Origin of the sequence: Nonomuraea sp. LPB2021202275-12-8 (assembly GCF_037044575.1) — a bacterium.
GTDB lineage: Bacteria > Actinomycetota > Actinomycetes > Streptosporangiales > Streptosporangiaceae > Nonomuraea.
In genome coordinates, this window is sequence record NZ_JBAHWD010000035.1 from 61,284 (window position 1) to 82,278 (window position 20,995).

A 20,995-nucleotide genomic window follows, 5' to 3' on the forward strand; every position below is an offset into this window, starting at 1 on the left:
AGTCCGTATCGTCCCTGCTGAAGGAATGCTCTCCATGCTCTATGCCCAGCTCCGGCGCACCGCCGGAGCCTCAGTCCTCGCGCTCGCCCTGGTGGCCGGCTGCGGTTCGGCCCCCTCGGGCGAGCAGCCCACCGAGGCTGCCGCGACCCGCGTGTTCGCCGCGGACAGCGGCCAGGTCACCGTCCCCGCCGACCCCAAGCGGGTCGTCGCCACGGGATACGCGGTGCCCGCGCTCATCGAGGCCGACGCCGCGCTGGTCGGCATCTCCACGTGGAAGCGCGGCCTGCCACTGATGTCGGAGGAGGACCGGGCGACGTACGACCGCCTGGAGAAGGTCGCGGGCGAAGCCGCGGCCGAGACCAACTACGAGGCCATCGCCAAGGCCAAGCCGGACCTCATCGTCATCGGCGTCCCGGCACCGGTGCTGGCCGACGTCGACATGGAGCGGCTGAAGTCGATCGCGCCCGTCGTCGCGATCGGCCCGACCATTCCGTCCGCGTGGCGGGAGCTGTCGCAGCGTCAGACCGACGTCGCCGGCCGGGCCGCGAACTTCGGCCAGGCCAAGACCGCCTACGAGAAGAAGGCCGCCGAACTGGCCGCCAAGTACGAGGACGCGCTGGCAGGCGTGAAGTTCGGCCACGTCGGATCGTACGGGGAGGTCGCCAAGGGAACGTTCCAGCGCGAGTTCGCCGGCTCGTGGGGCACCAACATCGCCCAGGACGTCGGCATCACCTACTACGGCCAGGTCAAGGAGAAGGGCGGAGGCAGCAGCGACGTTTCGGAGTACCCGTCGATCGAGGAACTGCCGAAGAGCCTCGGCGAGGCCGACGCGATCACGTACTCGGTGCAGCCCGACGGCACGCCGAACGAGGCCGTGAAGTACGTCCTCGACTCCCCGCTGTGGAAGAACCTCCCGGCGGTCAAGGCGGGCAAGGCGTTCCCGATCCGCTACACGGAGGCGGCCACGTACGACTCGGCGCTCGTGACGCTGGACGCCGTCGACCAGGCGCTCGCGCCGCTGGCGGCGTCATGAGCGAGGATCGCCGCAATCCGCGCGGCCGGGTCGCCGCCCACCACGCCTCCGGGACCGGCCTGACCCGGATCCCCTACCCGATCGGCGTGCGCACCGTCCCGGTGGCCGCGCGCGAACTCCTGACTCCGCGCATGCTGCGTCTCACCCTGGCGGGGCCGGGGCTCGACGGCTTCCACACCTACCAGGCCGACGACCACGTCAAGATCGTCTTTCCCGACCCGGACGGCACCCACCGGATCCCGGTGCCCAACGACCGGCTGATGCTCGACTGGCCCAAGCCCATGCCTCCGACGCGCAAGTACACCGTCCGGCGCTACGACGCGGCGGCCCGCGAGCTGGACCTGGACATCGTGCTGCACGAGGGCGGCGTCGCCGCCGCCTGGGCGGCGACCGTCGCGGTGGGCGACGAGGTGACCATCGCCGGTCCGCCGGGAGCCAAGGCGTTCTCGCACGACTACGGGCACTACGTGTTCGCCGTCGACGCGACGGCGCTCCCCGCGGCGGCGCGATGGCTGGAGGAGTCGCCGTCCGGGGTCTCCGCGCACCTGGTGATCGAGACCGACGACCCGGTCGAGCACGGCTACCCGCTCGCGGAGCGCGCCGGTGTGGAGGTCGTGTGGCTCGTCCGCGAGGGCGGGCGGTCCGCACTGGCCGAGACCGTGCAGGGGCTGAAGCTGCCGGACGTCCCCGCGTTCCTGTTCGCGGCCGGGGAGTCGGGGGACATCAAGCCGCTGCGGTCGTGGAGCGAGGGCAGGCTCGACGCGCTGTTCACCGGCTACTGGAAGCGCGGAGTCGCCGGGCTTGAAGACTGACCGATCCGGGGCGAGGACATACCGGCCGGTACTCCTCGCCGCGTCCGTGGTGTTGCTGCTCGCCGTGGCGGGCGCGAGCGTCTGCGTCGGCGCGCAGGCGCTCCCGCCCGCCGAGGTCTGGCGGGCCCTGGCCGGCTCCGCGAGCGGCGATGAGTACCTGATCGTGCGCGAGGTACGGGTGCCGCGCACGATCCTGGGCGTCTGCGTGGGCGCGGCGCTCGGCGTGGCCGGCACGCTGGTCCAGACGCTGACCCGCAACCCGCTCGCGGAGCCGGGCATCCTGGGCGTGACCGCGGGGGCCGGCTTCGCGATCAACGTCGGCGGCGTGCTGGGCCTGGCGGGCGGGCAGGTGGCACAGCTCGCGCTGGCCTCGCTCGGTGCCGCGCTCGCCGCCGTGCTGGTGTACGCGCTCGGCTCGGCCTCGCCGTTGCGGCTGGTGCTCACCGGGGTGGCGTTCAGCGCCGTGCTCTCGGGCATCTCGCTCGGGCTGCGGCTCATGCTGCCGGACGTGTTCGACCGCTTCAGGTTCTGGTCCGTCGGGTCGCTGGCCGGGCACGAGCAGGCCCCGCTCGCGCTGCCCGCCGGCACGATCGCCGTCGCGCTGCTGTGCGCCGCCCTGGTGACCAGGCCGCTGAACGCCCTGATGCTGGGGGACGAGGTCGCGCAGGCGCTCGGCGGGCACGTGCTGCGCACCCGGGTGTCCGTGCTCGTGCTCGTGACCCTGCTGGCCGGGGCCGCCACCGCCGCGGCCGGGCCGATCGCGTTCCTGGGGCTCATGGTGCCCCACCTGGCCAGGCGGGTGGCGGGCGGATCGATCCCGTGGCTGATGGCGTACACGATGGTGCTCGGGCCGGTGCTGTTGGTCGCCTCCGACATCGCGGCGCGCGTGCTGCTGCCCACCGGCGAGGTGCCCGTGGCCGTGGTGACGGCGTTCCTCGGCGCACCCGTGCTCATCTGGGCAGTGCGGCGGCGCGGGGCGGTGCCGGCTTGAACGGCTTCCTCACGCTGCGCGCGGGCGCGTACTCGGTCCGGGCCGCGCGCCGGACGCTGGCGGTGTCGCTCGCCCTCCTGCTCGCGGCGCTGGGTCTGGCCGTGCTGGGCCTGTGCGTCGGCGGTTCGTGGACGCCGCCGCAGGAGGTGCTCGCGGCGCTGGCCGGGCACGGCGACGAGGTCGTGGCGGTGCGGGAGTGGCGGTTGCCCCGGGTCGCCGCCGCGCTGGTGTTCGGCACGGCGCTCGGGCTGGCGGGCGCGGTCTTCCAGAACCTGACACGCAACGCGCTCGGCAGCCCCGACATCGTCGGCCTCGACGCGGGCTCCTACACCGGCGCGCTGTTCGCGATCACCGTGCTGGGCGGCACGTCCGCGCAGCTCGCCGCCAGCTCCGTCGCCGGCGGCCTGGTCGCAGCCGGGGCCGTCTACGTCCTGTCGCTCAGGTCGGGCCTGAGCGGCCTGCGCCTGGTCGTCATCGGGATCGCCGTGAACGCGATGCTGACCGCGCTCAACTCGTGGATCGTGCTCCGGGCCGAGCTGGAGGTCGGCATGGCCGCGACCGGCTGGAGCGCGGGCTCGCTCAACGGTGTCGACTGGGGCGAGCTGGTCCTGCCCTTCGCCGTCATCGCCGCGCTGGCCGTGGCGCTGGCCGTCCTCGCCCCCGGCATGCACCAGGCCGCGCTCGGGGACGAGCTGGCCGTCGCGTCCGGCGTGCGCCTGAACCGGCTGCGGCTGCTGCTCGTCCTGGCGGGCGTCGGCTGCACCGCCACGGTGACGGCGGTGGCGGGCCCCATCGTGTTCATCGCCCTCGCCGCGCCCCAGATCGGGCGGCTGCTGACGGGCGCGGCCGGCCTGGCCCTGGCACCGGCGGCGCTGTCGGGGGCGGTGCTCCTGCTGGCCGCCGACCTGGTCGCGCAGCTCCTCCTGGCCCCGGTCGCGCTGCCGGTGGGCGTCGTGACGACGGTGATCGGCGGGTGCTACCTCATCGGACTGCTCGTGCGCAGGACGCGACGGAACGCGTGAGTGCGGTGTGATTCACTGCCGCACCATCGCGTCACCGCGGATCCATGGTGAAGGCGGCACGGTCGGGGGCCGGCAGCCACTGGTGTCCCGGGTCGAACGGCCGGAAGTCGCTCTCGACGAAGCGGGTGAGCAGGGCCAGCACCGGGTGATGGTGCTGCCGGTGGTGGAGCAGCGAGCACGGGTACATGGGCGCCGGGTCGACGATCGGGATCTGGACGGTGCGCGGATGGCTGGGCAGGCGGCACCACTCACCCGCGAGCCCGATGCGTTCGCCTGAGCCGATCTGCTCCACGAAGTACTCCCAGCCGAAGTCGGGTCCGGTGGTGTCGATCCGGATGTCGAAGGCGGCGCCGAAGAGGTCCCAGAACTCGGTCCACTCGCTGCCTGGGACGTTGCCGGGCATCCACGCGGTCATCCCTGCCAGCCGTGCCGTCTCCACCTGCGGCAGCCCGGCGAGGGGGTGGTCGCGCCCCACCAGCAGGTGCGCCTGCTCCAGGTAGGCCGGCATGGACACCAGATCGTCCTCCAGTGTCCCGCTGACCCGGGCGAAGGCGGCGTCGACGGACCCGTGGGCGAGTGCGCCGCGCGCGGATCTGAGCCCGTTGGAGGTGACGATGTCGATCTCGACGTCCTCGACGGTCTGGTGGAATGCCCGGATCACATCGATGGAGGCCAGCCGGGTGTCCAGCACGTCGACGCGCAGGGACCGGCGCCGGCCGCGCAGCATCTGGAGCGCCTGGTCGGCGATGCCGACCAGGGCGCGCGCGTGGTGGAGGAACTCCCCGGCGTCCTTGGTGAGTCGGCCCCGGTGCGGGTGCGGGAGAGCAGCCTCACGCCGAGGTCGGACTCCAGATTCGGCGAGGCGCTGGCCGAGGACCGCGTGATCTCCGTCCGGGGCCGGATCAACGTCCGAGACGAGGTGATGAGCGTCTACGGCGAGGTCCTGGCCGTCGTGCGCCTGCCGCACACCTGGACGAACGCGGCGGGCGACCCGGTCCGCGGCATCCGTGACGTCCTCCTGTGCGCCCGCTGCGACGCGGACGATCCCCTCGCCGGGCCGATCCCCTCGCCGGGCCGATCATCACGTACTTCGCCGTTCACGGGTCCGCGCCCCCGGAGGCTCTGGTGCAACTCGCACGGTTTCTGCTCCGCTGGATCCACCAGCCGCGGGCGCCGAAGCAGCCCGACGAGAACGCGCTGAACGCCGAGGCCGAGGCCTGGTACCGCGGCGAGCTGTGACGTCATCCTCGCCGGTCGCGGCTCGGTCTGCCGCGGCAGCGCTCACGTGCTCATCTGTGGATCAGAGCGGCGATGTCGTCGAACAGCCGGTCATGAGCGGCGGCTGCCTCCGGGGAGGTCAGGTCCATGCCCTGGATGAAGCCGTGCTCCAGGCCGGGTTCTCGGCGGTGCACCACGTGCGCGCCGGTCCGCGCCAGCCGCCGGGCGTAGGCGTCGCCCTCGTCGCGCAGTGCATCGTGCTCGGCGGTCACGATGAGGGCGTCGGGCATGCCGTGCAGGTCCGGTGCCAGCAGCGGGCTGGCGGCCGCGCGGTCGGCGGGGTCCGGCGTCCAGCACGTGATGGCCCAGGCGAGGAAGTCGGCGTCGAGCGCGTGACCGGTGCCCTTGTCGAGAACGCTGGGCTGGGTGAGCGTCAGGTCGGTGTTGGGGCAGATCAGGATCTGCAGGTCGGGCAGGGGATCGTCGGCGTCGCGCAGTCGCAGGCACGCCATGGTCGCCAGGTATCCGCCCGCGCTGTCGCCCGCGACCGCCACTGGGCGCGCCCAGCGCAGCACCGCGGCCACGTCATCGATGGCCTCGGGGCAGGGGTGCTCGGGCGCGCGCCTGTAGTCGACGGCCAGCACCTCGACGTCGCAGGCGTCGGCGATGCGCCGGCAGGTGCGGTCGTGGGTGTCGAGGTCGCCAAGGACGAAGGCGCCGCCGTGCGCGAACACCACCAGCGGCCGTGGCTGCTCGGCCGGCCGGTAGTGGCGCAGTGGGATGCCGTCGGGGCCGTGGAGGTCTTCCACGTGGCTCAGCGCCGGCCCCTTGGGTCGGTCGGCGGCTCGCCGACGTGAACTCTCGCGGAGTTCCGCCACGTTCGGGTGAGTCATGGAGCGTCTCATTCGATCGGGGGCCGACGGCGATCAAGACTAGTGCGATGGCGAGCGGAGCCGCCGCGCAGGCCGAAGCCGACCGGCTACGAGAGCAGACCACACGCGGGTGAACAAGCGCCGGACGGCATGAGGCTGCGCGGCACGGTCACAGCCAGCCGCGTTCGGAGGCGCGCAGGCCGGCCTCGAAGCGGCTGCGGGCGCCGAGGCGGCCCATGACGTCGGCCATGATGCGGCGTACGGTGCGCGGCGCCAGTCCCAGTTGACGACCTGCGCCCTCGTCGGTCATGCCTTCGGCGAGCAGCCGCAGGAGCTGGCGTTCCTGCGGGGACAGGCCGTCGCCGTCGCGGACCGGGGACGAGCCGATGGGCGTGGCGGTGGACCAGATCTGCTCGAACAGCGCCAGGACCACCGAGACGGTGCCGGGGCCGTCGAGCTGGACGGCGCCGGCCCTGGTGTCGGCCGGGTCAAGGGGGACCAGGGCGGTCCGGCGATCGTAGATGATCATACGGGCCGGCAGGCTGGGGACGGTGCGGACCTGGGCGCCGATGCCGACCAGCCAATAGGCGAAGGCCAGGGTGGGCCCGTCACGCCGGATGCAGTCCAGCCCCACGGTGCGGATCGCCACGCCGCGTTCGCGGACCTGCTGGTCGAGCGGCTTGGCCGCCTCGATCATGGCCGGATCCTGCGGACCTCCGGGCATCAGGGTGGCGACCTCGATGCGGGCCCGCGCGGCCAGGGCCTCGATGCGCGATCTGATGGCGTCCAGGCCGATCAGCCGTTCCGCGACGGGGTGCCCGTCGCCGGGGCGCAGATCCGCGTACTGGCTGACCAGCGCGGTGATCGCCGCCTGGCTTTCGACGATGCTCTGCTGCTGGCGTAGCAGCTCGGCCTGGCGGCGCTGCAACAGCATCTGGAGCCCGGCTTCGGGGTTGACCGCGCGCATGGCGCCCGGCGCCTCCCAGGAGGGCCGCAGCAACGCCAGGTCGGCGAGCTGGTCCAGCGCCTGCCGGATCTGGCCGGGATTGGCCCTCATCTGGCCGGCTATGGCCTCGACGTCCAGGTCCTGCCCGGTCAGCAGCAACCGGTAGACGCCCTCGGCCAGCTTGCTCAGGCCCAGCGATTCGAGCTTCCCGTGCGCCGGCCGCACCCGGCTGATGGCCAGCCCGTGCCTTCTGGAGTTGTCGGCTCTCATCACCGGACGTCAGTCCCTCCGACCAAGGCGGCATCTCCCCGCCACAGCTGCCCTCACCTGGGCAGATGACAGGCCGTGGGGCTCCCTCGCGATGGCGGCGGCCGCCGAGCGGGCGTCCGTGCCGGTCGCCCCGATGGCCGGCCGCCACCTTGGGTGCCTTCTCATGTGCCCGCGATGCATGAGCTTGGTCCCTTCGTCTGAGGCGACTGCCTGCTCGGCTCTTGGTCGATTCGGCCGAGACGGCCTGGCGGATGAGTCCCGGCCGCGCCTTCTGCCCGGAGGACCGCAGCGGTGCCTAAATAGGTCGGGCCGCTTCAGGAAGCGAGCGAAACCTTCTGCTGGGGCGGAGGCCGACGCAGACTCGGGGTCGCCGGGAAACGCCGCCGGGCAGAAGCCGGAAAGCCTCGGCGCCGGGCGTACCGGAGTTAAGAGAGTCACCACGTGACCGTCTGCGACATCCGCTGACCTCAAGGAGCAGGACATGAAGCTCGTGACCCGCGTCGCCATGCTGGGCGCCGCCTCCGCCATCCTGATCGCCACGTTGCCCGCCGCCTCGGCCTCGGCCGACGGCTCCCCGCGGATCACCGCGGACGGCCGGCCACTCCCTCTCCCTGCCGGTGTGTACGACAGCAACATCTGGGGCTGACCGAGGGCGAACGTGATCAGGACTCCGGCCTGCCGCAGGGGATGCCGCGGCAGGCCACCGCCGGAGACGGCCCGCCCGGATCCGGCCCGCGGTCCGCTGTCGCGACCGTCACCCGACAAGGTTCCCTGTGAGCCGTTGTTCCGTGCGAGGAGATGCATTGCTCAGCAACACACGCGAGGAAGACCTGGCCTCCCTGCTTCGCTCGTACCGTCGTCGCGCCAGACTGTCCCAGCAGGCCCTGGCGGACCTCAGCGCGGTCAGCGTCCGCGCCATCCGCGACCTCGAATCCGGCCGGGTCAAGAATCCGCGCAGGGAGACGGTGAGGCTCCTGGCCGACGGCCTCCGCGTCGAGGGATCGCGGCGCGCCGCGCTGGAGGCCGCGACCGGCTCGCCGGACGACGTCGGTGAGCCGCGGGCGCTCGAGATCGCCACGAGGATCCCCGTGCCCACCGGCGAGCTGGTGGGACGCATCGCGGAACGCGAGCTGCTCCGCGAGCTCGTCGGCTCCGGCGAGCGTCTGGTCGCGCTCGTCGGGCTGGGCGGGGTCGGCAAGACACGCCTGGCCATGGAGGTGGCCAACGAGCTGCGCGGCGGCGGCGAGTGGGCGGTGCTGTGGGCCGCGAGGCATACCGCGGAGGAGCTGCTCGGCGCGGAGGTCTCCGCGCTGGCGGGCGCCATCGGGCAGCGGGCCACCGTGCTGGTGCTCGACGGCTACGACGCCCCCGGCGAGCACGCCCACGCCGTGCACACCCTCCTGCACCGGTGCCGTCGGCTCTGCGTGCTGGTGACGACCCGCCGGCCGTACCACACCCAGGGCTGGCGCCTGCTGCCGCTCGCGCCGCTGCGGGTACCCGTGGAGACGGAGGACGCCGCCCCCGAGCAGTCCGAGGCCGGGCGGCTGCTGGCTCGCCACCTCAGGCACGCGCATCCGGGGTTCAGCCTCGACGCCGCGAACGTGACGGTGATCGCCGACATCTGCCGGCAGGTCGACGGCATTCCGGCGGCCCTGGAGATGGTCGCCCAGTGGAGCGTGGTGCACCGGCTGGAGGAGCTGCGGGACGAGCTGTCGCGCGACCCCGCCGCGCTGTCCGCCTGGCCGGTGCCCGCCGGCAGCGGGCAGGGCCTGGCCGACGCCATCCCGCAGGCGATCGGCTGGCTGGACCCGCCCACCCGGGAGTTGCTGGCGGGCGCCGCGCGCATCACCGCCGCCTGGTCCGTCAAGGACGTGTCCGTCGCGCTGAACCGGCCGATCAGCAACGTCGCCCGGCAGGTGCACACCCTGCTGATGCTCGGGCTGGTGCGGCGGAAGGAGACCCCCGGCGGGGTGTGCTTCGAGATCCTCAGAAACACCCGCCCGTTCCTCCTGCCGGGCTGACGAGCGCGCCCGCTAAAGGGTGAATCCACCGCCGCACACGACGACCTGACCGCTGATGTAGTCGGATTCGGGCGTGCACAGCAGGTAGACCGCGCCCGCGGCCTCCTCCGGCGTGCCGGCCCGGCCCAGGGGGATGGTGCTCTCGATCGCCTCCAGCAGCTGCGCGCTGACGCCGATCTTGATCTGCCTGCCGTGCATGGTGATGCTGGCGCCCTCGTCCGCGGGCGTCTCGGTCAGCCGCGTGGCGATCAGGCCGAAGGCCACCGCGTTGACGTTGACGCGATGGCGCCCCCACTCCTTGGCCAGGGTCTTGGTCAGGCCGACCACGCCGGCCTTGGCCGCCGCGTAGTTGGCCTGCCCCGCGTTGCCGCCCAGGCCGGCGACCGAGGAGATGTTGACCACCTTGCGGTGGTGCTCGGCCGGATGGGCCTTGAGGTACGGCAGGGCGGCTCGCAGGATTCTGAAGGGCGCTTTGAGGTGGAGGTCGAGGATGGCGTCCCATTGCTCGTCGGTCATCTTGTGGATGACCGTGTCCCAGGTGTAGCCGGCGTTGTTGACGATGATGTCCAGGCCGCCGAAGGAGTCGATCGCGGTCCGCACGAACCGGTCGGGGAAGCCCTGCTCCGTCACGTCGCCCACGCAGGCCACCGCGTCACCGCCCGCGGACTTGAGGGCGGCGACGGTCTCCTCGGCCGGCTCGGGGTCGAGGTCGTTGACGACCACGCAGGCGCCTTCCGCCGCCAGCTTCAGCGCGACGGCTCGGCCGATGCCACGGCCCGCGCCGGTGACGATCGCGGTCCGTCCGGTCAGCCTGTCCACGTGCCCTCCTCCAGGTCGATGACGGCGGTGCCGCGCAGGGTCACCGTCCCGTCGGCCAGCGTCACCTCGACGTCCAGGCGGGCTGCTCCACCCTCGACCGCGGTGACGGTTCCGGTGCAGGTGGGCTCGGCGTGCAGTGGGGTGATGGCGGTGAAGCGCACGCCGTACGATCTGATGCGCTCCTGCGGCGCCACCTGGGTGAGCAACCGCCCGAGATAGGCCATGGAGAGCATCCCGTGGGAGAAGACGTCGTCGTGGCCGGCCGCTCTGGCCACCTCTGGGTCGAGATGGAGGGGATGGTGGTCACCGGACGCGCCCGCGTACAGCGCGAGCGTGGTGCGGCTGATCGGGGGGATCCGGAGCGGCGGCAGCCGGTCGCCGGCCTGGGCGTTCACGGGGCGGCCTCCGGATTGCGTACGACGAGGACGGTGGTCAGCCGGGCGATCGGCGCGCCGTGGCAGGTGACGTCGGTGGTGCGCACCAGGAAGTCCAGGGCGCCGCTCTTCCTGCTGTAGACGTCGGTGAGGCGGGAGTCGAAGGTGAGACGGTCGCCGGCGTGGGCCATCGCGTGGTAGGTGAAGCTCTGCTCCCCGTGGAGCAGGTGGCCCAGGTCGACGCCGAGCGTCCGTACATAGTCGAAGGGGTCGGGACGCTCCATTTCCAGGCAGAACAGGAAGGTGGGCGGCACGGGCAGGTCGGGGTGGCCGGCGGCGCGCGCCGCGGCCACCTCGGTGTAGATGGGATCGGTCTCGCCGATCGTCCTGGCGAACTCCCGCAGGCGGCCGCGCTCGACCTCGACGGTCAGCTCTGGCGATCTGGTGCCGATGACGGACGTGTCGATGGCCATGACTCACCCCGTTCTCTGGCGGAAGCGGCCGAGCGCGCCCGCGAGCCCGGCGCGCGTCTCGTGGTCCCGCACACCGAGCCCCTCCCCGGGCGCCAGGCAGAGCACGCCCACCTTGCCCTGGTGCAGGTTGCCGTGCACATCGTGCACGGCCTGGCCGGTGTGGGAGAGCGGATACACCTTGGAGAGCGTGGGATGGATCCGGCCGCGCGCGATCAGCCGATTGGCCTCCCAGGCCTCGCGGTAGTTGGCGAAGTGCGTGCCGACGATCCGCTTGAGGTTCATCCAGAGGTACCGGTTGTCGTAGGCATGGTGGAACCCGCTGGTGGAGGCGCAGGTGACGATGGTCCCGCCGCGTCTGGCCACGAAGACGCTGGCGCCGAAGGTCTCCCTGCCCGGATGCTCGAAGACGATGTCGGGATCTTCGCCGCCCGTCAGCTCGCGGATCTGGGCGCCGAACCGCTTCCACTCCCGGGGGTCCTGCGTGTGCTCGCCGGACCAGAACCGGTAGTCCTCGGCCCGCCTGTCGATGATCAGCTCGGCGCCCATCCTGCGGCAGACCTCCGCCTTCTCCGCGCTGGAGACCACGCACACCGGGGTGGCGCCGCCGTTGAGCGCGAGCTGCGTGGCGTAGGAGCCGAGCCCGCCTGAGGCGCCCCAGATGAGCACGGTGTCGCCCTGTTTCATCCTGGCGCCGTTGGGTGAGACGAGCTGCCGGTAGGCGGTGGAGTTCACCAGGCCGGAGGCGGCGGCCTCCTCCCAGCTCAGGTGGGCCGGCTTGGGCATGAGCTGGTTGGACTTCACCAGCGCCAGTTCGGCGAGCCCGCCGAAGTTCGTCTCGAAGCCCCAGATGCGCTGCTCGGGGTCGAGCATCGTGTCGCCGTGCCCGTCAGGGTGCTCCAGCTCGACCGACAAGCAGTGCGCGACCACCTGGTCACCCCGCTTCCAGGCGCCGACGCCTTCGCCGGTGCGCAGCACCACGCCGGCCAGATCGGAGCCGACCACGTGGTATGGCAGGTCGTGGCGCTTGGCCAGCGGCGAGGACCGGCCGTAACGCCGCAGGAAGGCGAAGGTGGGCAGTGGCTCGAAAATCGACGTCCACACCGTGTTGTAGTTGACGCTGCTCGCCATCACCGCGATCAGCGCCTCCCCCGGCCCCAGCTCGGGCGTGGCCACCTCCTCCACGTGCAGTGACTTGCGCGGGTCCTTGTCCGCGCTGCTCATACCGTCGAACATGGCCACGTCGCCGGCGTGCACCGTCACCGCCCGGTAGCTCTCCGGTACCGGCAGCGAGCCCAGCTCGGCCGGGTCGTCCGCCATGATCGCGTCGAGTATCTTCCTCATCGCCGCCTCCGATCAGTACCAGTGGAGAATCGTGGCCCCCGCGCACAGGCCAGCGCCCGCCGCGGCGAGCAGGATGCGCTCGCCGCGCTCCAGAGGCCGGAGCCGGTGCGACTCGTGCAGCGTGAACGGGACCGACGCGCCGCCGATGTTGCCGTAGCGTCGCGTGGTGAGCGGCACGCGATCCAGCCCGACGCCGAGATCGGCCGCCAGCGTCTCCAGCATCCGTCCGTTCGCCTGGTGGAACACGAACCTGCTGATGTCGCCGAGTTCCAGGCCGCAGTCGTCGAGCACCTGCTCGACCAGCTTGCGCAGGGTCGGCAGCACCCAGTTCTTGACCGTCCTGCCGTCCATGTGCACGTAGTGCTTGCCGCCCGCTCTGGCCTCCTCGTCGAGCTCCATCCGGGTGCCGCCGGCGTCCACCCCGACCACGTGGTGGTACTCGCCGTCGGTGATCATCCGGGTGGTCAGGAAGCCGTACCCGGGTGGCACCTCGCCGAGCAGCATGGCCCCGGCGCCGTCGCCGAAGAGGCTGGCGGTGCGGCGGTCCTTCCTGTTCGTCACCGAGGAGAGGATGTCCGCCCCGACGACCAGGGCCCGACCGCCGGACCGGTGCGCCTTGAGCAGGCCCTCGGCGATCGCCAGCGCGTACACGAAGCCGCTGCAGGCGGCGTTCACGTCGAACGCGGGCACCGACTTCAGGTGCAGCTTGTGCTGCAGGATCGCGGCCGTCGCCGGTTGCGGCACGTCAGGCGTCGTGGTGGCCACGACGAGCGCGCCGAGCCGCTCGCGAGAGTCCGGCTCGCCGTCCAGCGCCTCGTTGGCCGCGACCAGGGCCAGGTCGGAGGTCGCCGTGCCCGCCGTGACGTACCGGCGCTCGACGATCCCGGTCCGCTCCTCGATCCACTCCTCCGGCATTCCGGTCCAGCGGCTGACATGCGCGTTGGTGATCACTCGCTCCGGCACGTACGCGCCGAGTCCCACTACTCCGACAGCCATCTCACAGTCCCTTTCCCATGACGAGCGACTCTTCGCCGACCAGCGCGGCCAGCCGGCGGTACTGCTGCGGGTAGTCGGCCGCGGCCGGCAGCAGTACCAGTTGGTCGGCCCCGGCGGAGACGAGCGCGGCCAGGCCCTTGGCGACCTCGGCACCGGTTCCGGCGACGAGGTACCGCAGCGCCCCGGCCGCCGCCCCGCTGTACTGGACGTCGAGGAACCGGGCCGCCTCTGCCCTGGCATGCTCGGGGTCGCGGTCGTCCACGTGGACGAACACGGTGACGCCCGCCCGCGGCTCGGGCCTGCCCAGCTCGCGGGCGCGGGCGTGCAGGGCGTCGCGCTGCCTGGCGAACCGGTCCGGATCGACCCACAGCCCGAGCCAGCCCTCGCCGTGACGCGCGGCCCGCTCGATCGCCGCCGCGGAGCGGCCGCCGATCCAGAGCGGCGGCATCGCCCCGGTGGGCGACAGCGCGGGCACCTCGGCCTCCCACGGGGCGGGCAGCCGCGCCGAACCGCCGGTGAGCAGCGCCGGGAGCGCGCCGAGCAGGGCGTCGGTCCGCCTGCCTCGCTGCCGCATGGGAACGCCTGCGGCCTCCCACTCGGCGGGGTTCTCGCCGCCCACGCCGACCCCGAGCAGGATCCGATCGCCGGACAGTACCTGGAGGGAGGCGAGCTGCTTGGCCGTCCAGGCCGGGTGGCGCAGCGCGCCGAGCAGCACGCCGAATCCGAGGCCGATCCGCTCGGTCACGGCGGCCGCGGCGGCCAGGACCGTGACGGGTTCGAGTATCCCGGTGTGGAAGGCGAGGTGATCGATGGTCCAGATCGAGTCGAACGCGAGGTCCTCGGCCAGCCGGGCCGAGGCGATCACGTCGTATCGGCCTGAGTCCGCCGCACCGGAGGCGGGCAGCATGATTCCCACGTCGGTCATGACGTCTCTCCGCTCAGCCGTGCCACGTGGGCTGCCAGGTCGCGCAGCCGCGGGTGTCGGTAGACGTCCTTCGTCGGCAGGACGACGCCGAAGTGGTCGCGCACCCGCGACACCACCTTGAGCGCCACCAGTGAATGGCCGCCGAGGGCGAAGAAGTCGTCGTCGGCCAGGACGCGGTCGAGGCCGAGCACGCCCGACCACACCTTCGCGATCAGCTCCTCCACCGGGCCCTCGACCGGCGGCCCCGCCCCGGCGTCCGGCGGCGGGTCGGGCAGCGCGCCCAGGTCCAGTTTCCCGCTGACCGTCCGCGGGAACTCCGGCACCCACGCGAACGCGGCGGGCACCAGGTACTCGGGCAACCGGCGGGCCAGCTGCTCGCGCAGCGCCCGGCCGGGCGTCTCCACACCGGTGTAGTAGGCCACCAGCGCGTCGCCGCGCCGGGTGACCACGGCGCGCGTGACCTCGGGCCGCTCGGCGAGGACGGCCTCGATCTCGCCCGGCTCGATCCGGTGACCGCGCACCTTGATCTGCCGGTCGAGCCTGCCCAGGAAGATCAGGTTGCCGTCGGCGTCCCACCGGACGTGATCGCCGGTCCGGTACATGCGCGAGCCGTCACGCGCCACCGCGTCGGGCAGGAACCGCTGGGCGGTCAGGGCGGGCCGGTTCACATAGCCGTGCGCCACACCGGCGCCGGCGATGAACAGCTCGCCGTCCTCGGCCGGGCGCAGGTGCCGATCCAGTACGTAGGCGCGGACGCCGGGCAGCGGCCGGCCGATGTGCGGCCGCGATCCGGCGACGGTCGCGGCGGTGGCGTCGACCGTGCACTCGCTGGGGCCGTACAGGTTCACCGCCGGCGGATCACCCGCGGCGGCCAGCTCGCGCCACATGTCACCGGGGATCGGCTCGCCGCCCATCAGCAGCCGCGGCGGCCGCCCGGGCAGGAGATCGTCGCGCAGGGCGGCCCAGTGCGAGGGCGTGACGTCGAGCTCGGCGAGGTCGTGGTCGCGGAGGAAAGCCGCCAGCGCGGGCGGGTCGGCGCGCACCTCTTCGCCCAGCAGCACGATCGTGTCGCCCCGGCACACGCGGATCCACTGTTGCACCGAGGCGTCGAAGGACATGCTGGCGTTCCAGCCGACCCGGGCCGGCTCGGCCGGGTAGACGCCCGCCTGCTCCAGGGAGGCCAGGAGGGCCGCTACCCCTCCCCTGCTGACCGCGACCCCTTTGGGCCTGCCGGTCGAGCCGGAGGTGTAGAGCACGTAGGCGACGTCATGCTCGCCCGCGGAGGCGGGCGGTGCGGCGCCGGTGGCGCCCCCGCCGTGCGGCGCGACGAGCACGGCGGGCACCGCCCAGCCGAGCCCTGGCCGGTCGGTGTAGACCGCGCTCACGCCGGCGTCGGCGACGGTGAACGCCAGCCGCTCCGCCGGATGGGCGGGATCGAGCGCGACGTAGGCCGCGCCCAGCCGCCAGACCGCCAGCAGTGCCGCGGGCAACTCCGCCGAGCGCGGCAGGCAGACGCCGACGCGGGAGCCGCGCCCGACGCCCGCCGCCCGCAGCGCCCCCGAAACCAGGTCGACCCGCGCGTCCAGCTCGGCGAAGGCCAGCTCGCCGTCCGGCGCGTGCACGGCGGCACGATCAGGATGGGCGTCCACCGCCCGCCGGAATCGCCGCAGCACGTCGACGGGCGGGGCCGCCAGCGCGGGACCGGCGGAACGGAGGGTCTCGGCGAGGGTGGCGGTCATCTCAGCCCCCGCAGACGGTCATCGACGGGATCGGGCGGCACTCCTGGAGCGTGACCGGCTCGCCCATCGCCACGACGATCCGCCGGTCGCCGCGGAAGGCGTCCCTGCCGTGCGCGGCAAGCAGGTTGTCCACGATCAGCAGATCCCCTGCTTGCCACGTCGTCCGCAGGACGGCCGCGTCGTAGGCGGCGTTCATGGCGCGCACGTCGTCCGCGCTGAGCGCCGTGCCGTCGCCGTACCCTGTCGTGAAGGGCAGGCCGTCCTGTCCCAACTCCTCGAGGAGCACGCCCCGGATCTCGGGGTCCAGTGAGTGCTCGCTCCAGAAGGCGGCGTGGTTGAACCACACCTCATCCCCTGTCCGGGGATGCCTGATGATCGCGGGACGTACCTGCCTGGTGCGCAGCGTGTCGTTCTCGCCCCAGCGATGGCTGATCATGTTGTCGGCGCAGTACTTCTCCACCTCGTCGCGCGAGTCCGCGTTGAACGCGGTGCGCCAGCCGAGGGAGATGCGCTCGCCGTAGTTGCGCCGCAGCGACCAGCCGGTGACGCGGAACCGCTCGACCAGGTCGGGCGGGAGGTTGCGCAGCACCTGGCGGCAGTCGGCGACCGGCGTGGCGCCGCCCGTGTGCGGGGCGGTCAGGCAGCAGAACAGCAGCATGCCGGGGAACGTCAGCGTGTAACTGTTCTCGTTGTGCATCCTGATGGACTGCGAAGGCGGCAGGTCGGTCGAGGAGTAGACGTCGTCGCCGAAGTGGGTGCGTGGGGTGGCCTTCTCCTGGTAGGCCGCCCGTACGGCGAGGACGACGTCCCGCACGGCGGCGAAGCCCTCGGGGTCGTGGATCGGCAGGCCACGCAGGTACAGCGCGCCGTGCTCGTCCAGCAGGTCGCGGATGCGCGGGCGGCGCGCGGCCAGCCAGGCACAGGCGTCCTCGACGGTGGCGAGGCCCGTCGCCGTCGCCGTCGCCGGTTCGCCGGGGGCGAGCTGGAGTTCGAGGTCGGGGGATGTCACGTCCATGGGTCCCTCACAGCGCATCGATGTGCGCGGGCAGCGCGCGCCAGATGTCGGGGGTGTAGAAATGGCCACCGGGCAGGGAGTCGCAGCGGAAGTCGCCGTCGCAGACCTGGCGCCACTGCTCGGCGACGGCCGGCTCGATGACCTGGTCGTCGCGGCCCCAGAGCACCTGCACGGGGACGCCGGTCGTGGCGCCCGGGGTGTAGCGGTAGGAGTCGCGCACCCGTATGTCGGCGCGCATGAGCTCGTAGGCCATCTCCATCAGGCCGGCATCCGACCGTACATAGGCGGGCAGCAGGCCGATCGTCGTCATCCACTCCAGCAGCGCGGAGTCGGAGTCGCCGAGAGCGGGGAAGCGGTCCCGCTCGGTCAGGCCCCGGTTCGGCGCGTTGCAGGAGGAGACGACCAGCGCGAGCGGAAGCCGGCCGCCCTGCCGCTCGATCCCGGTCACCACGTCGAAGGCCATCCAGCCGCCCATGCTGTGCCCGAAGAGGATGTAGGGCCGGTCGGCCGCGGACAGCACGGCCGCCGTGGCGTCCTCGACGAGCTCGTCCCAGGATCGGGCGAACTCCTCGGCGAACCTGCCCTCCCTGCCGGGATAGCAGACGAGCGCGAGGTCCGTGCCCTCGTCGAGGGCCGCGGTCCACGCCCGGTACGGCCCGGTGCCGCCACCGCAGAAGCCGAGGCAGACGAGCTGCCTGGTGGCCGTCGGCCGTGGGGCGGGCCGGACGACCGTCGTGTCCTGTACTCGTTGCGCGGTCACGTCAGGTCTTGATCTGGTCCATCTGGACCCGCAGGCTCTTCGGCCGCATGTCGACCCAGTTGTGCTCGATGTAGTCCAGGCAGGACTGCCGGCCTTCGGGTCCGTGCACGACCGTCCAGCCGTCCGGCACGTCGATGAACGAGGGCCACAGGGAGTGCTGGTCCTCGTCGTTCACCAGCACATAGAAGGTGCCGTTCTCATCGTCGAATGGATTGGTCACCGTTACCTCCGGTTATTTTTATTTCCAGGTGAATCGTAGGATTGGGAAATTGAATTCACCGGCAGTTTTCGAGGCAGCTGACCGGCAATTCAAAGGGCGCTTCTGACCGACCAGAGTTCGGGGAAGAACCGGTGTTCCGCCGCCCGGCGCAGCCAGTCCACGCCGCTGGTGCCGCCGGTGCCCGGCTTGCCGCCGAGCACCCGCTCGACCACCAGCAGGTGGGTCGCCCGCCACTTCCCGAACTCGTAGGCCACGTCGACCAGCGCCTCGGCCAGCAGGTGCAGCGTGTGGTGGCGGACGGGGTCCTCGTACACCTGGCGCCAGGCCTGCTCGACCTCGGCGCGCGGGCGGTAGGGCGCCGCCCGGTCGCGCTCCAGGCAGTCGGCGGGGACCGCCAGCCCGCTCCGCGCGAGCAGCCCGAGTGCCGCGTCGTAGAGGCTCGGCCCGATCAGGTCACGCACCAGGTCGCCGTAGACGCCGGCGTCGCCTTCGTACGGCCGGATCATGGCGGCGTTCTTGTTGCCGAGGACGAACTCCCACTGCCGGTAGGCGGAGGACTGGAATCCCGATCCGCCGGCGAGCTGATCGCGGAACTCGCGGTACTCGGCCGGGCTGAGCGCGCCGAACAGCTCCCACGAGCCGACCATCAAGCCCTGCACCAGGCGCAGCCGCCGCAGGGTGCGCAGCGCGGCGTCGGCGTCGTCGGCGTCCAGCTGGTCACGGGCCCGCGACGCCTCGATGTGGCCGAGCTTGAACATGAGCTCCATGAGCTGGGTGCCGATGAGGAAGGCGGGCTCGCTCGCCGACTTGGTACGGAACTCCTGGAGGGACAGCAGCACGTCCGGGCGGACGTACGCGGCGAACGGGGTGCGGCCCTCGAACTCCAGGATCGGCTCGCCGCCGGTGCGCCGCGCCTTCTCGGCGCGCTCGTCGTCGCTCTGCGCCCGGTACGCCGAACGCTCGTATCTTCCGGCCGTCATCGTCTCTCCTCAGACCTGGCCACGAATGACCTGGGTGATCGCGCGCAGCCCGGCTGACATGACCTCTGTGGGCCCGCCGAAGCCGATGCGCATCCTGTCGGGGTGGCCGAAGCAGACACCGGGCACGACCAGCACGCCCAGGCTCTCCAGCGCGTCGCAGATCTCGTGCACGTCGGTGACGCCGCGAACGGCGGGGAAGGCGCAGACCCCGCCGAGCGGCACGGCCAGGTCGATGGCGTCCTGCGTTCCGGCCGCCCAGCCGCGCAGGATCTCGCGGTTGAGCCGGGCCTGGCCGAGCCGCTCCGCGACGATCTTGTCGCCGTTCGTCAGAACCGCCGTGGCCAGGAACTCCGCCAGCGGCGAGGTGCTGATCGAGACGTAGTCCCTGACCTTCACCATCGTCGCGAGCAGGTCGGGCGGCGCCAGGCACCAGCCGACGCGCAGCCCCGGCAGGCCGTACGCCTTGGACAGGGTGCCCACGGAGATGGCACGGTCCAGGAAGACGCGCGGATCGGGCAGCGGGTCGCCGTCGTAGACGAGCTCGCTGAACGCGCCGTCCCACAGCAGGTAGCACTCCCGCATCGCGATGAGCCGGAGGAACTCCGCGTAGCTCGCGGGCGGCAGCGTGGCGCCCGTCGGGTTGTGCGGGAAGTTCACCAGCACCGCGCGGGTGCGGTCGCTGAGCAGGTCGCGCAGCCGGTCGAGGTCGGGGGCGAAGCCGTCGGCCGGATCCAGCCGCCAGACCCGCAGCCGGGCGCCGAGCACCTCCGCGATCGAGTGCAGCGAGTGGTAGACCGGGTGCAGGACCACGATCTCGTCCCCCGGCCGCACGATCGCCGCCAGGGCGAGGAAGAGCGCCTCGGTGGAGCCGTGGGTCACCATCACCGAGTCCGGCCGGCCGTCGCCGAACCGCCGCGCGATCACCTCGCGCAGCTCGCGGGAGCCGACCGACGGGCTGTCGCGGAAGGCGATCTCGTCGAGCGCGTCCTGGGGGATCCCGAGCAGCTCCCTGAGCCGGCCGAGCGAGTAGTTCTCCACGCCGGAGCTGGAGATGTCGACGGGCAGCGTGAAGTACCGCTCACGCAGCCAGTCCTCCAGCAGCGCCGGAGAGATCTGCCCGATCGCCCGGTGGTCAGCCGATTCGACGGTCATCGTCGCTTCTCCTGCCCGGCCTGGTGCGCCTGAGGTCGGCGGCGACGTTGACCCGTCTGAGCCACCGGTCGCGGCCGTCGTAGCGGGCCCGGAACGGACGCCGCCCATGCACGACGTTCCGGTTGTCCACGAAGATCACGTCGCCCGGGGCGAGCGCGAAGTCGTACAGGTTCGCGTCGAGCTGGCCGAAGATCAGCTCCAGTGCCGCCCGGGCCTCCTCGTCGCCCGGGACGGCCGCGGTGCAGTCGCGGTCGATGCGCAGCACCGCGGCGTCGGCCGGCCCGGTCAGCACCGGCCCGGTCTCGGGCCGCGTCACGTCCTGGTCGTGGGCGTCGTCGGGGCGGGTCAGGAAGCGGGACTGGGTCAGCGCCTCGCACGCCCAGCCGGGCAGCGCCAGGGGGTCCGCCGCGGCCAGCGTCGTCGGTGTCCGGTCCGGGTTGCGCAGGCAGTACAGGCCCACGTAGTCGGCGCGGTACGGCGAGAAGGCGTCCTCGGTGTGCCAGCTCAGCTCCTTGCGGCTGCTGGAGCTGACGGTCGTCTGCTCGTGTCCGGCCACCGGCAGCACGTCGGTGAGGATGCGGCCCTCCTGCTGGGTGGTCCACGCGATCGCGTCCCCGAGCAGCGCGGCCCAGAGCATCAGCGTGAAGCCGGACAGCCTGGCCTCCTCGCTCTGCGGTGCGCGCCAGTGGGCGGGGGTGTCGTTCAGCAGGTCGTCGCGCACGATGTTCCCGGTGACGAGAACGGCGTGCTTGCCGTCGTCGAGCCGGGCCCGATTGACGGCGCGCCGCGGCGCGACCGGCAGTTCGTGCGCGATGACATTGACCTCGGCGAGAAACTCGGGACTGTCGGCGGCGAGATATTCGTCGGCGCAGTTCAGGGCGAGCGCTCTGGCCAGTTTGGCCTCCTCGCGGTCCAGCGCGATTCTTACCACGCGTGTGTTGACCAGCATTTCGGATACCACCTTGGGAAACCTCCAAAGAATGCCGGGCCGCTTTTCGAGCAGGCCCGATTTCGAC

At 72.3% G+C, this 20,995-nt stretch carries 23 protein-coding genes; 7 read left to right on the forward strand and 16 right to left on the reverse strand.

Annotation, left to right across the window (positions count from 1 at the left end; translation table 11 throughout):
* The first annotated feature begins 34 nt into the window (after window positions 1–34).
* From V5E28_RS40020 to V5E28_RS40035, 4 genes are read left to right on the forward strand one after another with little or no spacing between them, the layout of a single operon-like run.
* The gene (locus V5E28_RS40020) at window positions 35–1,033 is read left to right on the forward strand and encodes an ABC transporter substrate-binding protein (protein ID WP_336214960.1); all 999 of its coding nucleotides are present in this window, start codon (window positions 35–37) and stop codon (window positions 1,031–1,033) included.
* Window positions 1,030–1,845, forward strand: a complete 816-nt coding sequence (locus tag V5E28_RS40025; RefSeq protein WP_336214962.1) for a siderophore-interacting protein — start codon at window positions 1,030–1,032, stop codon at window positions 1,843–1,845. Before V5E28_RS40020 ends, V5E28_RS40025 begins: the two co-directional genes overlap by 4 nt.
* Window positions 1,835–2,836, forward strand: coding sequence for a FecCD family ABC transporter permease (locus V5E28_RS40030; protein WP_336214964.1), 1,002 nt, complete (start codon window positions 1,835–1,837; stop codon window positions 2,834–2,836). Before V5E28_RS40025 ends, V5E28_RS40030 begins: the two co-directional genes overlap by 11 nt.
* Window positions 2,833–3,858 (forward strand): FecCD family ABC transporter permease, encoded by a 1,026-nt coding sequence (locus tag V5E28_RS40035; RefSeq protein WP_336214966.1) that lies wholly within the window; start codon window positions 2,833–2,835, stop codon window positions 3,856–3,858. Before V5E28_RS40030 ends, V5E28_RS40035 begins: the two co-directional genes overlap by 4 nt.
* 31 nt (window positions 3,859–3,889) lie before the next feature.
* On the opposite strand, the gene V5E28_RS40040 is transcribed toward V5E28_RS40035, so the two are convergent.
* Window positions 3,890–4,825 (reverse strand): LysR family transcriptional regulator, encoded by a 936-nt coding sequence (locus tag V5E28_RS40040; RefSeq protein ID WP_336214967.1) that lies wholly within the window; start codon window positions 4,823–4,825, stop codon window positions 3,890–3,892.
* A 53-nt stretch (window positions 4,826–4,878) separates the two neighbouring features.
* Here V5E28_RS40040 and V5E28_RS40045 point away from each other — a divergent pair, with 53 nt between their 5' ends.
* Window positions 4,879–5,097, forward strand: coding sequence for a DUF6300 family protein (locus V5E28_RS40045; RefSeq protein ID WP_336214969.1), 219 nt, complete (start codon window positions 4,879–4,881; stop codon window positions 5,095–5,097).
* A gap of 50 nt (window positions 5,098–5,147) precedes the next feature.
* Here V5E28_RS40045 and V5E28_RS40050 read toward each other — a convergent pair whose 3' ends face one another.
* Together V5E28_RS40050 and V5E28_RS40055 are read right to left on the reverse strand one after the other, a co-directional pair.
* The gene (locus V5E28_RS40050; protein WP_336214970.1) at window positions 5,148–5,969 is read right to left on the reverse strand and encodes an alpha/beta hydrolase; all 822 of its coding nucleotides are present in this window, start codon (window positions 5,967–5,969) and stop codon (window positions 5,148–5,150) included.
* A 148-nt stretch (window positions 5,970–6,117) separates the two neighbouring features.
* A complete protein-coding gene (locus V5E28_RS40055; RefSeq protein WP_336214972.1) occupies window positions 6,118–7,164 on the reverse strand; it encodes a helix-turn-helix transcriptional regulator in 1,047 nt (348 codons plus the stop codon).
* 481 nt (window positions 7,165–7,645) lie between these two features.
* On the opposite strand from V5E28_RS40055, the gene V5E28_RS40060 reads away from it, so the two are divergent.
* Together V5E28_RS40060 and V5E28_RS40065 are read left to right on the forward strand one after the other, a co-directional pair.
* A complete protein-coding gene (locus V5E28_RS40060) occupies window positions 7,646–7,810 on the forward strand; it encodes a hypothetical protein (RefSeq protein WP_336214974.1) in 165 nt (54 codons plus the stop codon).
* A 157-nt stretch (window positions 7,811–7,967) separates the two neighbouring features.
* Window positions 7,968–9,185: a helix-turn-helix domain-containing protein gene (locus V5E28_RS40065; RefSeq protein ID WP_336214975.1), complete on the forward strand. Its 1,218-nt coding sequence runs from the start codon at window positions 7,968–7,970 to the stop codon at window positions 9,183–9,185.
* A 12-nt stretch (window positions 9,186–9,197) separates the two neighbouring features.
* Here V5E28_RS40065 and V5E28_RS40070 read toward each other — a convergent pair whose 3' ends face one another.
* The 13 genes from V5E28_RS40070 to V5E28_RS40130 all read right to left on the reverse strand — a co-directional run bounded on the left by V5E28_RS40070 (window position 9,198) and on the right by V5E28_RS40130 (window position 20,928).
* A complete protein-coding gene (locus V5E28_RS40070) occupies window positions 9,198–10,004 on the reverse strand; it encodes an SDR family NAD(P)-dependent oxidoreductase (RefSeq protein WP_336214977.1) in 807 nt (268 codons plus the stop codon).
* The gene (locus tag V5E28_RS40075) at window positions 9,992–10,399 is read right to left on the reverse strand and encodes a MaoC/PaaZ C-terminal domain-containing protein (RefSeq protein ID WP_336214978.1); all 408 of its coding nucleotides are present in this window, start codon (window positions 10,397–10,399) and stop codon (window positions 9,992–9,994) included. The genes V5E28_RS40070 and V5E28_RS40075 overlap by 13 nt, the downstream gene beginning before the upstream one ends.
* The gene (locus tag V5E28_RS40080; RefSeq protein ID WP_336214980.1) at window positions 10,396–10,851 is read right to left on the reverse strand and encodes a MaoC family dehydratase N-terminal domain-containing protein; all 456 of its coding nucleotides are present in this window, start codon (window positions 10,849–10,851) and stop codon (window positions 10,396–10,398) included. Before V5E28_RS40080 ends, V5E28_RS40075 begins: the two co-directional genes overlap by 4 nt.
* 3 nt (window positions 10,852–10,854) lie before the next feature.
* Window positions 10,855–12,192, reverse strand: coding sequence for a crotonyl-CoA carboxylase/reductase (gene ccrA, locus V5E28_RS40085; protein WP_336214982.1), 1,338 nt, complete (start codon window positions 12,190–12,192; stop codon window positions 10,855–10,857).
* Window positions 12,193–12,204: 12 nt separating this feature from the next.
* On the reverse strand, window positions 12,205–13,188 hold the full coding sequence (locus V5E28_RS40090) for a 3-oxoacyl-ACP synthase III family protein (RefSeq protein WP_336214984.1): 984 nt from the start codon (window positions 13,186–13,188) through the stop codon (window positions 12,205–12,207).
* A 1-nt stretch (window position 13,189) separates the two neighbouring features.
* The gene (locus V5E28_RS40095; protein ID WP_336214986.1) at window positions 13,190–14,113 is read right to left on the reverse strand and encodes an LLM class flavin-dependent oxidoreductase; all 924 of its coding nucleotides are present in this window, start codon (window positions 14,111–14,113) and stop codon (window positions 13,190–13,192) included.
* Window positions 14,110–15,852: a non-ribosomal peptide synthetase gene (locus V5E28_RS40100; RefSeq protein WP_336214988.1), complete on the reverse strand. Its 1,743-nt coding sequence runs from the start codon at window positions 15,850–15,852 to the stop codon at window positions 14,110–14,112. The genes V5E28_RS40095 and V5E28_RS40100 overlap by 4 nt, the downstream gene beginning before the upstream one ends.
* Window position 15,853: 1 nt before the next feature.
* The gene (locus tag V5E28_RS40105) at window positions 15,854–16,867 is read right to left on the reverse strand and encodes a TauD/TfdA family dioxygenase (protein WP_336214989.1); all 1,014 of its coding nucleotides are present in this window, start codon (window positions 16,865–16,867) and stop codon (window positions 15,854–15,856) included.
* Between the two features lie 7 nt (window positions 16,868–16,874).
* A complete protein-coding gene (locus V5E28_RS40110; protein WP_336214990.1) occupies window positions 16,875–17,627 on the reverse strand; it encodes a thioesterase II family protein in 753 nt (250 codons plus the stop codon).
* A gap of 1 nt (window position 17,628) precedes the next feature.
* Window positions 17,629–17,847, reverse strand: coding sequence for an MbtH family protein (locus V5E28_RS40115; protein ID WP_336214991.1), 219 nt, complete (start codon window positions 17,845–17,847; stop codon window positions 17,629–17,631).
* Between the two features lie 89 nt (window positions 17,848–17,936).
* Window positions 17,937–18,827, reverse strand: a complete 891-nt coding sequence (locus V5E28_RS40120; protein WP_336214993.1) for a tryptophan 2,3-dioxygenase — start codon at window positions 18,825–18,827, stop codon at window positions 17,937–17,939.
* Between the two features lie 9 nt (window positions 18,828–18,836).
* Window positions 18,837–19,979, reverse strand: coding sequence for a capreomycidine synthase (vioD, locus tag V5E28_RS40125; RefSeq protein ID WP_336214995.1), 1,143 nt, complete (start codon window positions 19,977–19,979; stop codon window positions 18,837–18,839).
* On the reverse strand, window positions 19,960–20,928 hold the full coding sequence (locus tag V5E28_RS40130; protein ID WP_336214997.1) for a TauD/TfdA family dioxygenase: 969 nt from the start codon (window positions 20,926–20,928) through the stop codon (window positions 19,960–19,962). Before V5E28_RS40130 ends, vioD begins: the two co-directional genes overlap by 20 nt.
* Window positions 20,929–20,995 lie beyond the last annotated feature (67 nt).

Coding starts and splice junctions, on each gene's coding strand:
- V5E28_RS40100 (WP_336214988.1), bottom strand. CDS start 15,852: ATGACCGCCACCCTCGCCGAGACCCTCCGTTCCGCCGGTCCCGCGCTG.
- V5E28_RS40025 (WP_336214962.1), top strand. CDS start 1,030: ATGAGCGAGGATCGCCGCAATCCGCGCGGCCGGGTCGCCGCCCACCAC.
- V5E28_RS40080 (WP_336214980.1), bottom strand. CDS start 10,851: ATGGCCATCGACACGTCCGTCATCGGCACCAGATCGCCAGAGCTGACC.
- V5E28_RS40055 (WP_336214972.1), bottom strand. CDS start 7,164: ATGAGAGCCGACAACTCCAGAAGGCACGGGCTGGCCATCAGCCGGGTG.
- V5E28_RS40130 (WP_336214997.1), bottom strand. CDS start 20,928: ATGCTGGTCAACACACGCGTGGTAAGAATCGCGCTGGACCGCGAGGAG.
- V5E28_RS40020 (WP_336214960.1), top strand. CDS start 35: ATGCTCTATGCCCAGCTCCGGCGCACCGCCGGAGCCTCAGTCCTCGCG.
- V5E28_RS40120 (WP_336214993.1), bottom strand. CDS start 18,827: ATGACGGCCGGAAGATACGAGCGTTCGGCGTACCGGGCGCAGAGCGAC.
- V5E28_RS40060 (WP_336214974.1), top strand. CDS start 7,646: ATGAAGCTCGTGACCCGCGTCGCCATGCTGGGCGCCGCCTCCGCCATC.
- V5E28_RS40095 (WP_336214986.1), bottom strand. CDS start 14,113: ATGACCGACGTGGGAATCATGCTGCCCGCCTCCGGTGCGGCGGACTCA.
- vioD (WP_336214995.1), bottom strand. CDS start 19,979: ATGACCGTCGAATCGGCTGACCACCGGGCGATCGGGCAGATCTCTCCG.
- V5E28_RS40105 (WP_336214989.1), bottom strand. CDS start 16,867: ATGGACGTGACATCCCCCGACCTCGAACTCCAGCTCGCCCCCGGCGAA.
- ccrA (WP_336214982.1), bottom strand. CDS start 12,192: ATGAGGAAGATACTCGACGCGATCATGGCGGACGACCCGGCCGAGCTG.
- V5E28_RS40050 (WP_336214970.1), bottom strand. CDS start 5,969: ATGACTCACCCGAACGTGGCGGAACTCCGCGAGAGTTCACGTCGGCGA.
- V5E28_RS40090 (WP_336214984.1), bottom strand. CDS start 13,188: ATGGCTGTCGGAGTAGTGGGACTCGGCGCGTACGTGCCGGAGCGAGTG.